The sequence below is a fragment of the Paenibacillus senegalensis JC66 genome (genome assembly GCF_000285515.1).
GTDB lineage: Bacteria > Bacillota > Bacilli > Paenibacillales > NBRC-103111 > Paenibacillus_L > Paenibacillus_L senegalensis.
Map to the genome: position 1 here is coordinate 137419 of NZ_HE610961.1, position 14088 is coordinate 151506.

Consider the following 14088-nt stretch of genomic DNA (forward strand, 5'->3'; position numbering starts at 1 on the left):
TAAGGAGATTCGAAATGAAGCATCGGTTAAATTGGTTCGATATCGTAAATGCCATCATTTTATTTGGGGTTGTCTTTGCCTGTCTGTATCCTTTTCTATATATGATTGTCGTCTCTCTCAGCTCCGATATTCATATTATGAAAGGCGAGGTCTGGTTCTGGCCAAAAGGCTTTAACCTGGACGCCTACAAGTACGTATTGGAAGACAAAAGAATATACACCGGCTACAAGAATACGATCATCTATGTCACGCTGGGAACTGCGGTTTCCCTGCTGCTCACAGCATTGGGAGCCTACGCTCTGTCCAAAAAGCACATGGTCTTCCGCAAGCCTTTCATGCTGATGATCGTGTTCACCATGTTTTTCGGCGGCGGTATGATTCCTACCTTTCTCGTAGTAAGAGAGCTCGGGTTAATTAATACGATTTGGGCGATGGTGCTGCCCGGGGCCATCTCCACCTGGAATCTGCTGATCATGCGGACATTTTTTGCCGGAATTCCAAGTGAATTGGAGGAATCGGGCAAGATCGACGGATTGTCCGAAATCGGCATCTTCTTCCGCATAGTGCTGCCATTGTCCAAGGCAGTTCTCGCTACAATCGGACTCTACTATGCGGTAGGCATCTGGAACAATTTCATGGGCCCGCTATTGTATTTACGCAACCAGGAATTGTTTCCGCTGCAGGTAATTCTCCGCAATATCGTACTGTCCGGGCAGCTTTCAGGCAGCGAGGGACCTACGGAGGTTGCCGTTGTCGAGGATGCTATCAAATTCGCGACCATCATCGTGTCGACCCTGCCGATTCTCATCATCTATCCCTTCATTCAGAAGTATTTCGTCAAAGGGGCGCTGATCGGCTCGGTCAAAGGATAGCAGTCAGGCAAACAGGGGCAAACAGGGGTAAACAGGCTGATGGAGCAAAACGATTCTTCGGGTCTTCGCCCCCGGCTTTCACTAACTACCATCAAGAAAAGCCCCGCAGATGCGGGGCAATCCTACCGTGAATGTTCTTTTTGAAATAGTAATGTCTTGCGGTAATCGCCGGGCGGAACCCCGGTCCATCGCTTGAACATCCGGATGAATGAGGTCGAATTGCTGTAACCCAGCCGTTCGCTGATCTCTTTGATGGTCAGCTCCGGCTTTTCCAGCAATTCCTTAGCCGTCCGAATCCTAAGCCGGTTTAAATGCTCCGTGAAGTTATGACCGGTTTTTTCCTTTATGTAGCCGGACAAATACGTTGCCGACATGTTCAGCTTATCGGCAAGCATTTCCAAAGAAATATCCTCTTCATAGTGATTTTCCAAATAATTCATGACGAATTCTATAATGTCATACTGTTCCTCGCGTTTCACCTTGACTGTCCGAACCGAGCTGGAAATAAACTGGATGAGTACAGTCCGATAATGTTCAGTTGTTATACAATCCTGAAGCTGGGCAAGAATGTCGTCCGGTGATCCTTCGCAGGGAGCTTTCAGCAGCTCCATCGTCTTCCATGTCTTGACGACCAGCCATTCGGCAAAACGCGACAGCTGCTCGGACGTGGCCCGGTGCTTTTGCATCGCTTCCAGCATGCGGGTTACGAGCTGTATACAGTAAGTATCATTACCGGCCTGCACATTAACGAAAAACTCGTGCTCCTGTTCAGCCGTGAACATGAAATGCCCCTCCGTCTGCTCGAGTTCCCAGAAGATCTGCGTTTCCTCCACCGGCCGGGCCTGCCGCGTCATCATCAGCGTCTCCTCATAGGCCTTGTCAAAATCGGTTGACTGCTGGAATACGGAGCTGACCGCCACCGTGACGAGATAAAACTGCCGATCCCGGTCAAAGGTCTGCTTCAGTGTCTCGATGCTGTCCCTCAATGCCCCGTTTCTTTCCTCCGTATAAACGACAGATAGGATTTCATTGCTTTCTATCTGCAAGGTATGGGACTCGGGGAACGACTGGCGGATATGCAGACCGATAAACTCACGGATGCGGGCGGCGGCTTTTTCCGGTCTCAGCAGCATCTGGTTCATCGCTCCCTGCCGGTAGTACAGCCGGTACAGGACCAGGATGAAGCTGCCTTCCCCGATCATGGATTCACGGGAAAGAGGCGCGCCAGTGTCAATCTTTTTAAATCGCGTAATATAGCCGTAATTCGTCAGCAGCGATTTGCTGCTGTTCAGCTCCTGGTTCATTCGATTGCGTTCCTGGAACAAGCCGTTCAGACGGGCGTGAATTTGATTGAACTCGCTAATTTTGCTGTGATATACGGATGGCTTCTTATCTGGAACGAATCCGGCAAGAATGTCCCGCACGGGACGGTGAATGCTGCGGCTAAACAGGAATGAAGCGGTTATCCCGATCAGCAGCGTAACAGCAAACAGCAGCACAGCAAGCCAGTTCAAGCGCTGCAAAGTGGCATTCAACGTCTTGTAAGGAATCACCGAGACGTAGGTAGCCCCAGATTCTTTCCCCTTCTCGAAAAAATAGTAGGTATCCTCATGAAGCAGCCAGCGGCTGACACCGTCCCATTGCGGGAGCAGGCGGCTATCAGCCTCCTTCGATGAGGCGGCGATCACCGCTCCATTGTCATCCAGCAGCAGCAGCTCCGCCTGTGGAGTCCCGCTGAATGCCTGCATCAGTTTGTTCACCTGGACAAAGGCCAGAATGTGATAATCGCCATTCACCGTTTGCGCGGTTACCGGCATAAGCGTTCTGCTGCTCTGGGTATGTTCATTGTAAAACGAAGCCCCCGGAAAAATGGAGAAGGATTGGCCCTCCTTCCACTGCTTTTGCCAAAAAGTAAACGGATACCGGCCGCTAATGTAAAAACGGCTGAACATGCTATGTTCCGCGACCAAACCATCCTTCTCCAGCAGCAAGGCCGGGGAAGGATAATACACCATCAGATTTTCCAGCTGATAGTAAGGATTAGCCACATCATTGCGGATTTGTTCCACTAGATTTCTTATCATCGTATAGTCGTAGTCCCGCTTGTCTCCTGTTAATGACTGTTGGTACAGCGCTTTCACCCTGCCGTCGTGATAAAGATTGAACATAAGCCCCTTAAGGGAACGAAATTGATTCTCCAACGTTTCGGTTGTGTTTTTCAGCAGGGACAAATTATGATTGATGATCTCCTTTTCCGCATTTCGCGAATAGAGGTTCAAAGACCACAGATTGTATGAAGCTAGCAGAATGATGATAATCAGGAAATGAAAAAGCAGCTTCACAAATAAAGAATTCGTCCGGAACCTTTGACCTGGAGCAAACATGCTGACACTCCTTGTGAGAATGATAGTTGCCTAATCATTATAGCGGATCACTTGATTTCGGCAAATGAACAGTTTCTACGATCATTGACAGACTTTCTGGTAAAGGCAGGCCCAGCCTTGGTTTTAGCGGCCTGCTAACCTTTTGCACGGGTGTTGCTAATTTCTGGCGACAAAGAAAAGACGCTGGTCCACCCACCATGGCCACCGTCTTTTTTATAAGTTCTTTTTTGCATTATTCGATTCCATGAACAGACAGACAAGACAGATTGCTGACTAACGAGTCGCTCTGCCCCGACCTCAATGTATTGGAGAATGGCAGATCTGATCGGTTAGCCTCAGCCGCCTGACACACATTATCATTTGTCGCAGCTTATACGGTCAGTCTTCCGGCTTTTTCTTTTTGTTCTTGTTCCATTCCTCCGCCAAGCCGACCGATGTTTCCATCAGCTTTTCCAACTGCTTTGCTAGTAAATGATAACGGTCCAGCCTGCGGTGTACCTCCCCCAACAGATCATAGCGATCCGTGGACTGCACTCTTTGCCAGAGCTTTTTAAAACCGTGCCATTCCTGCTTGAAGTTAGGGTCATGCATTCCGGTCCCTCCCTTCCAATGCCTCATGTCATTATAGATACAGGCTGCTCTGTTATTACATGCCAAATAGACGGTTGTCCGCCATGGGCAACCGTCTATTTCGAGCATATTTGGGCTTTAACGCAACTAACAAGATGCGAGCAAATATGTGAAGATGCAGGATGATTACGAAGATGCATGCATCTGCCGATGTCCGCCGTTACAGCTTGCTTTTACCTACTCCTCAGGAGGGGAGAAGCTTCTTTGCTGGAATTCCGTATCCATCATGAAGAAAGCATTGCTGTCCTGGTCGATTCTTTTCAGCTTGTTGATGATCGTATCAAACATCGCCTCTTCCTCTACCTGCTCGTCAATAAACCATTTTAAGAAGGCAATGGTCGCATGCTCACGCTCATTCATGGCGGTATCCGACAGGGCATAGATGCGCTCCGTTACACTGCGTTCATGGGAAAAGGCTTGTTCAAAAGCATCCAGCACCGATTCATAAGAATTGTTCAATTCCGGAATGCCCTCAATAATGGCCCGGTGTCCTCTGTCGTTAATATAACGGTACAGCTTCATCGCATGAAACCGTTCTTCCTCCGCCTGCACGATAAAAAAGTTGGCGAAGCCATCCAGGCTTTCAGCCGAACAGTAGGCTGCCATTGTCAAATATAAATGAGAGGAATGGAACTCGTAATTCATTTGTTCGTTTAACTGATTGAGCAGTTTCTCGCTAATCACTGTTTATTCCACCTTTCGCTATAACTCGGATGGCTCTCACAAGCTAAGTTTAACGGGTCAAAACAAAATAAATCACATATAACCAACTGAAAATACCGTGGATAATGGCCCATAACACTGATTCATGCGCGGTATAGGAAATAACGATGGCCAGTGCAGAGCCGAATGAAATACCTGAACGAACTACACCCTTCAACATGAACCCTCCCCTGCATGGCAAAGCTTACCTAATGAACCTGCTACAAGTATAATCATAAAAGCGGAATCTAGCAAATGCCGTTACCAATCCAATGAGAGAATCATAGAATTAAATATGACCCTGATCTGAACGGAGGTATTCAGGCGTTTGAATGGATTGCCAAATATGCAGGCAGGGAGCAAAACACCCGCTTTCCATGCATGTGCTGAAGGATCACACTTGCGGCTCGTCCAGCTGCCATTTCCTCCTCCAACCCCTAAAAAAGTCCTTCTTCTTCTCTCTGTTCAGTACGGGCCTGGGGGCTTCTCCGCCCCCTGCTGCTTTCTCTTCATGAAAATTTCCCTTGATCTAAACAGAAATATTTAGTAATTTGTTATAAGACCAATCCATAAGAAGACAGGGGAGAAGTACAATGAAATTTAGGCTGGCTATTGTGGGTCTGGCTGCCCTGCTGCTCTCCGCTTGTGGTTACAGCCTCTCTTCTACATCCGAAATGGATTATCAGCATCCGGTTGCCGGAAAGACTGTCCCTGGTGATGAGTCTGCCCAAACCGAGCCTTCTAAGAATAAACATAATGCAGCTGCTAACGTGGAATCGCCCAGCACCTTGGAAAGCACGGCCGTTGAGTCCGGAGCCTTGTCCGATGAAGGATCGGCGGATTCCAGCCTACAGGAGACCGATATTGAGGCACAGCTCAATGTTTGGACGATGGAGGAGTGGGAAGACACACCTTTATCCAAGGAAGAATTTAATGAGCTGTTGACCGAAATGATCAAGGGAGATGAAGAAACCAACCCCTTCAGCGAAATTACTCTCTTGGATGACTATACGTTAAAGGTCGTTTTCAACAATACCGATGGAGAATCTTTGGAAAATATGCTGTTCGCTCCCATCTTTGATGGAGTGCTCAGAAGCCTGTATATGCGCTCTTCTTATTATCAAAACGAGCAGCAGCCGGTCATCCAGTTTGTGGACAGCTCCGGCAAGCTCATTGCCGAAAACACCAATTTTGCCAATCTGGAACAGCCTTAAAGCCTAAACTTCAAATAACCGGCGAGCAGGCTTTGAGCTTTTATGCCTGCTTAGCTATTTTTCCCAAGGAGCCCCTAATTTATGTTATTCAGCACTTTTCCTAAATCCAGTGGGCATTTCTCTAGCAAGGTTGTGACCTAATCGGTTATAGCTTGTGTGAAGCTGCTGCCCCGCCTGATGTAATTGAATTAGAAGCAGAATGCTCTATAAAAAAACGAACCCGTCAATCCTGGATTGACGGGTTCGTTTTGTCGTACAGCTTCCCTAATTCTCTTTGCGCATTAGAAGCAGAAAGAACGAGAGATAATAACCAACAAAATAAACAGAACCAAAATCACTCCGGCCGAAGTAAAACCACCGTAGCCCAATCCTCCAACAGCACCACTCATGTGTATTCCTCCCTTTCAACTTCGGATACATTACAGGATATGAACCGGCACTGTGGTTGGAATGGGTCTTCCGGCAAAAATATAATTCAAAATGATTGATCCCCGGCGCTCTTATTTATTCCAATCGGGGTAGTAGTAATCCCGTTCTTCGATTAAACGGTCTCTCTCTGCAATCAAATTCTTGTATTTCTCTTGTTGTTCCGGCGTCCCTCCGTTTAGTCCGCTCAAAGACAAATACATAGACTCGATTGTCTGCTCCAACGTGCTAATTCTCGTATTGTATTCGTCGACCGTACGCGCTGCGGCTCCGGGAACTTCCCCAGGTCCGTGCGGCTCCTCTTGAGGTTCTTCCGGCTCTGGTTCAACTTCAGGAGGAGCCTGCCCTTCCTCATATAGGCTGATCCCCTCCTGCATGTCAAACCTGACTTCCATGCCCAGCGTCTCGCTAAATGCTCTGACCGGCAAATAAGATGTCCCCTCTATAACGATAGCTTCTGTATGTAAGGTTTGGCCATTAAGCTTAACGGGAAATACTCCATCCACCACTTTGCCTATCATCAGATTCGTTACTTCCGCATGTGCGGAAACTCCAACCGTCAACGCCGCGCCAATCAAGCCGCCAACAATCATTTTTTTCAAATTGCATCGCTCCTTCTTTTTGGCATATATATGCAATAATCATATCCCTTGCAGAAGCCCAATACCAGCATTTTTTTCAGCCTTGATCTCACAAAAAGGAAATCACTCACAGAGCTTGATCGAGGCTTTGTTAGCATTGGACCGCAGAAACAAGGCTAGCTTTAGAGCGAACAGAGAGAAAGAACCATTTAAGAGCAGATGATTCAAGATTGGCCTGCAGGGGCAGCCCCCCATTAGCTGTCATGTCATCCTCGGACAATTTGCTGCAGAGCATCGGCTAGCCGGGGATACCGAAACACAAATCCCGCCTCAAGAAGCCGCTTTGGAACGACCCAGCGGCTCTTTAAAATCAGCTCTGTTTCCGTACGGATGAGGACTGCGCCGATTTCCAGCAGCCAGGCTGGTGCAGGAAGTCCTACCGGCATTCTGAACGCTTTTCTAAGCTCCTTCATAAGCTGGCGGTTCGATACAGGATGAGGAGCCGCAGCGTTAAACACTCCTGACAGCTCCTTGTGTTCCTGAATAAATCCAACCAAGCGGAAAAGATCCTCAAGATGAATCCAACTGAACATTTGCCTGCCGTTCCCTTGAATGCCTCCAAGACCGAACCGGACCAAATATCGGTAAGGTGTCATCACCCCGCCATTAGCTCCAAGCACAATAGCCATCCTTAAAGCTACCTGTCTCGTAGCGGGCAGCTTGCAGGCAAAAAAAGCCTCCTCCCATGCATTCGCCACATCGACCGAAAACCCTGTCCCCTTCTCCCCTTCCGCCTCTGTCATCGGATGATCTTCTGCATGACGATAGATGGTCGCGGTGCTCGCATTAATCCATAACGGCGGTGGTTCAGTGCATGCGGCCACAGCCTGACCCAGCTTTGAAGTCGTTTCCGTTCGCGACAAAAGGATTTCACGCTGATTGCGCTGATGATACCGGCAATTAACCGATTTGCCAGCAAGGTTAAGCAGCAGTTCAGAGCCGTTTAAAATCCGCGTCAGCTCCTTCATATCGCCCCAGCCTACAAAGCCTTGACCCTTTTGCCGTGAAATGACATACACCTCATAACCCAACGCTCTAAATTGTTCTTGAAAATAACGCCCGACAAAACCGGTTCCGCCCGCTAATACTATTTTTTTACCCATCCCGTTCTCCCCCATCTCACTGAAGCTTCTGGTTACTTCTAACTTTACTGAAATGGGGACTCCGCTGGAAGGACTAACTTTTATAGACCTGCAGCCGCAGACTGCTGGTTTCTTAATTAGGCGAGCCCACGCCTGACTGCCAAGCTTTTCCTTCTTTGTGTCCTTGTTGCTGCTCTTGGGCTTTCCTTTGGGCTTGTTTATTTTTGTTGTTCGTTTTCTTGTGTTTTTGCTGCTTCGAATTTGTTGTACATCCCTGCTTCATATACCCATGCACCAACATCCTCAGCTGAATACATTAATTTGAGGTGATAAATATGGCTAAATATGCCCATACCGGTTCATTCAGCTTCCCCACTTCTGGGGTAAAACCGTTATTTACAGTTCCTAAAGGGGTGGATGGCACTCTCGCCATATCCAATAACAGCAGCAGGCCGTTTGTGCTTCTCCTCAATAATACAGTGACCATAACAGTAAGACCTTACGGCATCGCAAGGATAGGCTCCTACAGTGGCGGGTTTGTTACACGTGTCGCCATCAGAACTCGAGCCAGAAGTGCGGGATCGTATATTTTTCAACAAAGCTAAGTGTCCATTTCCGGCTTTAGAGACGATTTTTCCCGTTTATTTCAGGGCATTTGCAGATTTATCGTCAGCTTTTCCTCCTCGGAGAGAGCAAGCCTGTAACCTGTTTCCAACAAGCTGAAGGCTCCAGCGTATTGCCAGAGCCTTCATACCTTACTATGCTATGTATGCCGCGTTAACGGTTGGTTGAGGACTTTCCTGGAGCCATTGCCTGTACCTTCCCGGAGCTTTGTCTGGAACCTTTTCTGGATCCTTCCCGCAACCTTACTGCAGCCTTACTTAGTGCGGTTGACAGCAAGCAGGGAAGCGGTTTGCACTTTGCAGGAGGGTTGCAGGTAGGCAGGTTTGCAGCTAGTTGCAGAACGCTCTCAAATTCTAACGCTCGCCAGTGTCCTTATTTGACCAAAATCAGGGGGAAATAAATTGTAACGCTTGCCACGGTTTGCCACGGTACTTATTTTGCTTCAGAACCCAGTTTTTCCGGCTTTTTGTCACACATAAGAGCAAGGGCGAGCGTTAGCGCAGAACTACTCGCAGTTCATCACACGTATCTTGGTTATAAAATTCTGTATCACTCAGATTCTTGTTTCACTCTATCCGTTTCCCTTCACCTTTTCCCACACTCTTTTTTGACAAAATATGCTATAATTGGACAAGCAATAGAAAAGGCTTATATGGGCGGTCGGCTACCTCCGATGAAAGGAGGGATGCCTATATGATGACAGTATTGAAGCACTTATACTTATGCTTACTTTTGGTATGCTAATTATAGCCACGCTGTCATTCAGAAACGACAAATAGACCGCCCTCCAACAAAAGGTTAACGGTCTATTTGTGATCACCTTTTTAAGCCAACCGCCCTTAGAAGCGGCTATTGCGTGGGAGTCGTGTTACCAGCACGGCTCCTGTATACATTTATTTTAGCACCCGGGGAAAAATGTATCAAGATGTATACAAATTCTATCATTATGTGGATAAATAAACTCATCTTCTATACATACCATTCTTCCGTTCATCTCACCTGTATCGCTAACCAAAGGCTAATAAAGTCATTATGATTACTCCTTCCTTTTTTATTACCCATTCTCCCTTGGAACCCTCTACAAACATTTGCATCTGCTGAAGCGTCTCTTCGTCATTGACCAGAATCATCGACTTTTCAAATTGTTCCTTTAAATCGTCTACAAGAGCGGCTTTATTGACCTCAGTTATCATCAATCCAAGTTCGAACTTTCGATCCCCCTTATGTTATGATCAAACTTTTTGATTTTTAAAAGACATGCTTACTCATCACCACAAAAGTAAGCTTCTGCCTCCTTAGGATGCTGAAGTCTTGTATCGCAAATTGAAGCAAAAAAAGACCACCTTCAATTAGAATGGTTAACTAACTGAAAGTGGTCTCCATTATCTAAAGCAGGCAACAACTTACCCACTATCTTATACTCACTTTAAAAATCCCCGAAAAGTTAAAGCTATGCGGTCGAGAGGACTCGAACCTCCACGGGCGTTCGCCCACTACCCCCTCAATTTGGTGGTTCATTCATCCATCATTCCAGCAATTATTGAAAACCCAGTGTTTATGCGGATTTTTAGCCATTTGAATTATTTTAATTCCATAAATTCCATTAATTACGATAACTTCACTGTCAAAAATCCTGTCAGGATGACAGAATTAATTATTTTAGAAAAAAAAGACTCCAGAAATTAAGATTCTGGAGTCTTGCCTATTTATACAACAAATCTATCTTCATTCACTTTTAATGTTCTCGGTAGCGCAGGCTCCCAGGTGACAAATCCTTTCTTCTTTAGTTGCATCAAACATCCGTGTGCCGTGGACGGAGATGACCAACCCATCATTTTAGATATTTCTCTAACGGTAGGAGAATAGTTGTGCTTAGAGACAAATTCATTGATTGCTAAAATCACTTTTCTCTGTACATTGGTGATTCTCATTACCACCACAACCTTTCATGATGTAGTTTAGGAACATTTGTTCCCATTATATCATAAGATCATGAAAGCGCAATGAAAAATAGCCATTGGCATCAACAGCAACCAATGGCATACATTATATTATAGTAGGAATTTATTTTTTCTCCCCGGGTCCTTTGCGGCCCGGCTTTTTATTTTTATACCGTAGTCAAAATGGGATATTTCCATTAAAACCTCGTTTTGCCAATCCACGTTTTTCGCTATTGTCGCCATGACTAGCTCATTGCTTAGATATGCCCTCTCCCACCAATACTTAGCATTGGCGTTCATGGCGTGAGTAAAGTCCAAATACTCCTCATCCGTCAACTGCCGGCCCTTTTGTATCGTCCATAACTCAGCGATACGTTGCATGACAACATTTAAGTTCATCTGTACCATCTCCTTATTGGTTGATGATACAGTGTATGCGCCTGTGACTTAAAATTGCCTGTCCTCTTAAAAAATTATGTTACTGCTTCAATCCATATTTGCTCGATTGGTTTATTTAAAGCCTTAGCAATCATGTAAGCCGTAGTGAGCGTAGGCAATGTATCCCCTCTCACTATCTGGCTCATAGATGAGTTGCTTATAGGCTTGTCCATCCTTTTAATAAGCTCCTGCTGTGTCATATCCATCTCAGCAAGGATTACACGCAATCTACATTTAAGCTCCATAAAATCACCCCATACCATCTATACGGCACGGGGCTTGTCGAATCCTTTGGCGATTTAAGGGAGGTTTTGTCACTCTCTCCATATGGACGGATCTCTTTTAGGTGGATCGGGACTATCGGGCCACGGCAGCAGCACTTGGACAAGAGGTAACTCATAAGTGATATGACCTTTAGCAGCCAATCCATGTAAAGCCTGTTGTACACGATCAGGAGAGCGTCCTGAGAGTCGAGACAATAAATCGATGTCCGCATGTGTTTGGTCGAGACGATAGCGATTAAAGAGGATGCGTAGGATTTTGCGTTCGGTGTCAGTTAGGATGGGCATAGGATCACCTGTATAGAACGTTTGTTCTTATTATAGGTGATTGTATGTTCTTTTATCAACATAAAAAAAGCCCGCTTATAAGGGCGGGCTGTGTCATTATTATATTTATAAAAAGTAAAGAGAGGCCCGGGTAAGCCCAGTCCTCTTGATGGATTATATGTAACTTCAATAAAAGTTAACCACTTTCCTTTAAACTTTCAAATTCAAACAAAGATTCTTGAGTCCTTAACGAAACCCATTCTTTGTTTTTATTCAGTATTTCGTTGAACAACATAAAATCATTTTCAATAAGGTTGCCTATCGGTTTATAAACATCCATGTTTTTCACATGACTCCATGACGTTTTATGTGAACGGACATAGCAGATTTCATTTAAGTTTAGTTTTTGTCTTAATTCTTCGTCAATTAGATAGTCATAATCCTTTGAAGGCCGCCTGTTCTTCAACGTAGATATCGGCAATACTTCATAATCAATATCTGTATGTGAAGTGTAGTCCGGTTCGTACCCGACTATCAACACAGGTCGGCTCTTCACTTTCATTTTACCTGTTCTAACATCGAAATATTTTTCCATGGATTTACATATTTTTCCTATGTTGTTCTCCGGGCTAGACAATTAATTAAACACCCCTCGTTCATCACTTTTAAAATGTCTTCCGTGTGATGAAAGGTCTGTAATTATGTCGTCTTTTGCTATTGTTCTATCTCCTGCCTGATCTTCCATCAAACCTATCCTTGAATTTTTATATGCATCGTCTTCATGGGACAAATTTCTTAGGTATCCTGCAGAAAATTTCCCGTATTCATGTACAACTTCCCTAATCGTATATTCCTCTTCTAAAGTTATTTCAACATCTTGATCTAAATAACTAAAGTTTGTTCTTATTTTCTTATTAACCGGACCATGTACCCAGCCTTGAAAGTCATCATCAAATAGCCATTCCCCGAAGTTGAAGTAATGGTTTTTTTGGGCAAAATAAAGTAATTTATGCATTTTCATTTCTGTCAGGTCGCTTACTTCACTAATTGAACCATATACTTCTTCATAAATTCTAGTCATGGCTGCAGCGATTCTTAAAATATCACTCAAGAATTTCACCTCCGCCGAAATTTAATTCATTATTTCACAAAATGTGATAATTGTACATGGTTTTTATTGATTTTACGTCATTAATTTCAAATAGTTTCAGTGTACAGCCCGTTCCCAACATAAGTAAATCCATGGAAATCCCTAGATTCTCTGCCTCCTTTCTCTAGGATTAGATACATTTTATGAGAACATACGTTCTTTTTCAAGCAAAAAATTAACCCCGCCCAGCCATAAGTCCATGCGGGGTTTGTCTTGTTACAAATTAAAATACTTACCATCCGGCTTTGTCGGATTACTGATAATACCTAGCGTGGCTAGCACAACAAGGATAGCATCAACAAATAGTACAATCTCAGCCGCAAAATCCTCTGTGAGAGTGTAGTCAAACAGCAACTTTGCTCCGATCTGCACAACCAGCAACAGTTGCGATACAAGGGCTGTCCAAAATCCATAATTTCGTAATCTTTTCTTTTCCACCTTAGTTTTTTCCATCTTATTTTCCCTCCTGATTTTGTAATCTTCCTCGTAAGTCCCTTTCAAAACAATCATGTTAAGCCACGCAAATTCATCCCGTTTTAGTCGTCCTGTATAGGCTTTTTCAGCCCAAGTATAATCCGTTATCAAAGGAGGCTTAACTTGGCCGTTAACGCTTAAGTGATACATGTTACTAAGTGCATCTCCAAGGTCTTTCCATTGCCATTGTTCGAGTTTCAAAGTTTCGTCCTCCTTCGTGTCCGGTGCGAATAACTGCTGCTTAAAATCCTGCCATGAACTGGGATTGTCCACCCATGGCTTAGGGCAAATCTTGCCATTTACATCATAATGGCGTAGCTGGTCGCTGATGGTTAGGCCGTACCTACGGTTAAGCTCTTTTCCAATTGCCAGCGCCTGTTTAATCGTGTTGACATGGAACGTCCCATCGCGCTCTATGCAAAGCTCAACCCCGATGCTGTACGGATTGGCTTGGTTAGCGTGATAGGCTAATTCGTCCAACGGTATGATACAAACAGCTTCCTTCGAGTCGATGAAAATATGTGCTGATGCGTAACGGTCACGAAGGTTGTTGAAATAAGTGAAATGATTGGCTGCCGATGCTCCGGGATTGGCCGTGTAGTGCCAGACGAGATTGCGCGTCATGGTCCGTTTGATACCAGGCCGGGTAAACTCATTAATACGGATAAACTGATCTCTCCAAAGCGTCATCCTCCCACCGCCTTCCATAAAAAGCCGACAGCAGCAATAAACAAGCCAGCAACGCTAATTGTGGTTCCGATTAGCCAGCGTTGGGCGTTTCTCATTTCCTTAATTTGATCATTAATTTCAGCAATTCGATGGTGAGCCGATCTGGTTGATTGCGCAGCCTCCACCGCAATGGCGTTTGTGTTTGCCATCGTACTAAGGATTGATTTGATGCTTGCGATATCCTCTTTCATTTCGATGATCATTTTAATGTCTTCCCCCGGCATATCTCTTCAC

General features: G+C 45.2%; 17 protein-coding genes. 3 read left to right on the plus strand and 14 right to left on the minus strand.

Annotated features, from left to right (window positions below; all coding sequences use genetic code 11):
- Positions 1–14: 14 nt before the first annotated feature.
- Positions 15–872 carry a carbohydrate ABC transporter permease gene (locus PSHG_RS19070; protein WP_010276341.1) on the plus strand — a complete coding sequence of 286 codons (858 nt, stop codon included), beginning with the start codon at positions 15–17 and terminating at the stop codon, positions 870–872.
- Between the two features lie 122 nt (positions 873–994).
- On the opposite strand, the gene PSHG_RS19075 is transcribed toward PSHG_RS19070, so the two are convergent.
- From PSHG_RS19075 to PSHG_RS19085, 3 genes are all read right to left on the minus strand, one after another.
- Complete coding sequence (locus PSHG_RS19075; protein WP_010276345.1) at positions 995–3256, minus strand: helix-turn-helix transcriptional regulator; 2262 nt, start codon at positions 3254–3256, stop codon at positions 995–997.
- Between the two features lie 378 nt (positions 3257–3634).
- Complete coding sequence (locus PSHG_RS19080) at positions 3635–3847, minus strand: hypothetical protein (protein ID WP_010276348.1); 213 nt, start codon at positions 3845–3847, stop codon at positions 3635–3637.
- A 216-nt stretch (positions 3848–4063) separates the two neighbouring features.
- Positions 4064–4570: a ferritin gene (locus PSHG_RS19085; RefSeq protein WP_010276352.1), complete on the minus strand. Its 507-nt coding sequence runs from the start codon at positions 4568–4570 to the stop codon at positions 4064–4066.
- Positions 4571–5181: 611 nt separating this feature from the next.
- Between PSHG_RS19085 and PSHG_RS19095 the strand changes: the two genes are divergently transcribed.
- Positions 5182–5802: a hypothetical protein gene (locus tag PSHG_RS19095; protein ID WP_010276357.1), complete on the plus strand. Its 621-nt coding sequence runs from the start codon at positions 5182–5184 to the stop codon at positions 5800–5802.
- A 281-nt stretch (positions 5803–6083) separates the two neighbouring features.
- Here the strand turns inward: PSHG_RS19095 and PSHG_RS19100 are convergent, their stop codons facing one another.
- The 3 genes from PSHG_RS19100 to PSHG_RS19110 form a co-directional block, all read right to left on the minus strand.
- Positions 6084–6191: a hypothetical protein gene (locus PSHG_RS19100; protein WP_026021479.1), complete on the minus strand. Its 108-nt coding sequence runs from the start codon at positions 6189–6191 to the stop codon at positions 6084–6086.
- A gap of 111 nt (positions 6192–6302) precedes the next feature.
- The gene (locus PSHG_RS19105) at positions 6303–6830 is read right to left on the minus strand and encodes a hypothetical protein (RefSeq protein ID WP_010276361.1); all 528 of its coding nucleotides are present in this window, start codon (positions 6828–6830) and stop codon (positions 6303–6305) included.
- Between the two features lie 245 nt (positions 6831–7075).
- Entirely contained in the window at positions 7076–7972 is an 897-nt protein-coding gene (locus tag PSHG_RS19110) for a TIGR01777 family oxidoreductase (protein WP_026021480.1), read from the minus strand.
- 1307 nt (positions 7973–9279) lie between these two features.
- Here PSHG_RS19110 and PSHG_RS32015 point away from each other — a divergent pair.
- The gene (locus tag PSHG_RS32015; RefSeq protein WP_392392026.1) at positions 9280–9354 is read left to right on the plus strand and encodes a putative holin-like toxin; all 75 of its coding nucleotides are present in this window, start codon (positions 9280–9282) and stop codon (positions 9352–9354) included.
- Between the two features lie 228 nt (positions 9355–9582).
- Here PSHG_RS32015 and PSHG_RS19120 read toward each other — a convergent pair whose 3' ends face one another.
- The 8 genes from PSHG_RS19120 to PSHG_RS19150 all read right to left on the minus strand — a co-directional run bounded on the left by PSHG_RS19120 (position 9583) and on the right by PSHG_RS19150 (position 14057).
- Complete coding sequence (locus PSHG_RS19120; protein WP_010276364.1) at positions 9583–9771, minus strand: hypothetical protein; 189 nt, start codon at positions 9769–9771, stop codon at positions 9583–9585.
- 510 nt (positions 9772–10281) lie between these two features.
- Positions 10282–10506 (minus strand): LexA family protein, encoded by a 225-nt coding sequence (locus PSHG_RS30090; protein WP_010276366.1) that lies wholly within the window; start codon positions 10504–10506, stop codon positions 10282–10284.
- Positions 10507–10626: 120 nt separating this feature from the next.
- On the minus strand, positions 10627–10914 hold the full coding sequence (locus PSHG_RS28315; RefSeq protein ID WP_010276368.1) for a DUF7667 family protein: 288 nt from the start codon (positions 10912–10914) through the stop codon (positions 10627–10629).
- 74 nt (positions 10915–10988) lie between these two features.
- Complete coding sequence (locus PSHG_RS19130) at positions 10989–11198, minus strand: helix-turn-helix transcriptional regulator (RefSeq protein WP_010276370.1); 210 nt, start codon at positions 11196–11198, stop codon at positions 10989–10991.
- Positions 11199–11697: 499 nt separating this feature from the next.
- On the minus strand, positions 11698–12138 hold the full coding sequence (locus tag PSHG_RS19135; RefSeq protein WP_010276372.1) for a hypothetical protein: 441 nt from the start codon (positions 12136–12138) through the stop codon (positions 11698–11700).
- Positions 12139–12612 (minus strand): Panacea domain-containing protein, encoded by a 474-nt coding sequence (locus tag PSHG_RS19140; protein WP_010276376.1) that lies wholly within the window; start codon positions 12610–12612, stop codon positions 12139–12141.
- Positions 12613–12867: 255 nt separating this feature from the next.
- A complete protein-coding gene (locus tag PSHG_RS29535; protein WP_010276379.1) occupies positions 12868–13815 on the minus strand; it encodes a phage holin in 948 nt (315 codons plus the stop codon).
- Positions 13812–14057 (minus strand): hypothetical protein, encoded by a 246-nt coding sequence (locus PSHG_RS19150; protein WP_148497788.1) that lies wholly within the window; start codon positions 14055–14057, stop codon positions 13812–13814. The genes PSHG_RS29535 and PSHG_RS19150 overlap by 4 nt, the downstream gene beginning before the upstream one ends.
- Positions 14058–14088 lie beyond the last annotated feature (31 nt).

Bases quoted from the DNA above. Each gene is read 5' to 3' on its own strand.
- PSHG_RS19150 (WP_148497788.1), bottom strand. From the start codon at position 14,057: ATGATCATCGAAATGAAAGAGGATATCGCAAGCATCAAATCAATCCTT.
- PSHG_RS19100 (WP_026021479.1), bottom strand. From the start codon at position 6,191: ATGAGTGGTGCTGTTGGAGGATTGGGCTACGGTGGTTTTACTTCGGCC.
- PSHG_RS19075 (WP_010276345.1), bottom strand. From the start codon at position 3,256: ATGTTTGCTCCAGGTCAAAGGTTCCGGACGAATTCTTTATTTGTGAAG.
- PSHG_RS29535 (WP_010276379.1), bottom strand. From the start codon at position 13,815: ATGACGCTTTGGAGAGATCAGTTTATCCGTATTAATGAGTTTACCCGG.
- PSHG_RS30090 (WP_010276366.1), bottom strand. From the start codon at position 10,506: ATGAGAATCACCAATGTACAGAGAAAAGTGATTTTAGCAATCAATGAA.
- PSHG_RS19080 (WP_010276348.1), bottom strand. From the start codon at position 3,847: ATGCATGACCCTAACTTCAAGCAGGAATGGCACGGTTTTAAAAAGCTC.
- PSHG_RS19070 (WP_010276341.1), top strand. From the start codon at position 15: ATGAAGCATCGGTTAAATTGGTTCGATATCGTAAATGCCATCATTTTA.
- PSHG_RS19095 (WP_010276357.1), top strand. From the start codon at position 5,182: ATGAAATTTAGGCTGGCTATTGTGGGTCTGGCTGCCCTGCTGCTCTCC.
- PSHG_RS28315 (WP_010276368.1), bottom strand. From the start codon at position 10,914: ATGAACTTAAATGTTGTCATGCAACGTATCGCTGAGTTATGGACGATA.
- PSHG_RS19110 (WP_026021480.1), bottom strand. From the start codon at position 7,972: ATGGGTAAAAAAATAGTATTAGCGGGCGGAACCGGTTTTGTCGGGCGT.
- PSHG_RS19130 (WP_010276370.1), bottom strand. From the start codon at position 11,198: ATGGAGCTTAAATGTAGATTGCGTGTAATCCTTGCTGAGATGGATATG.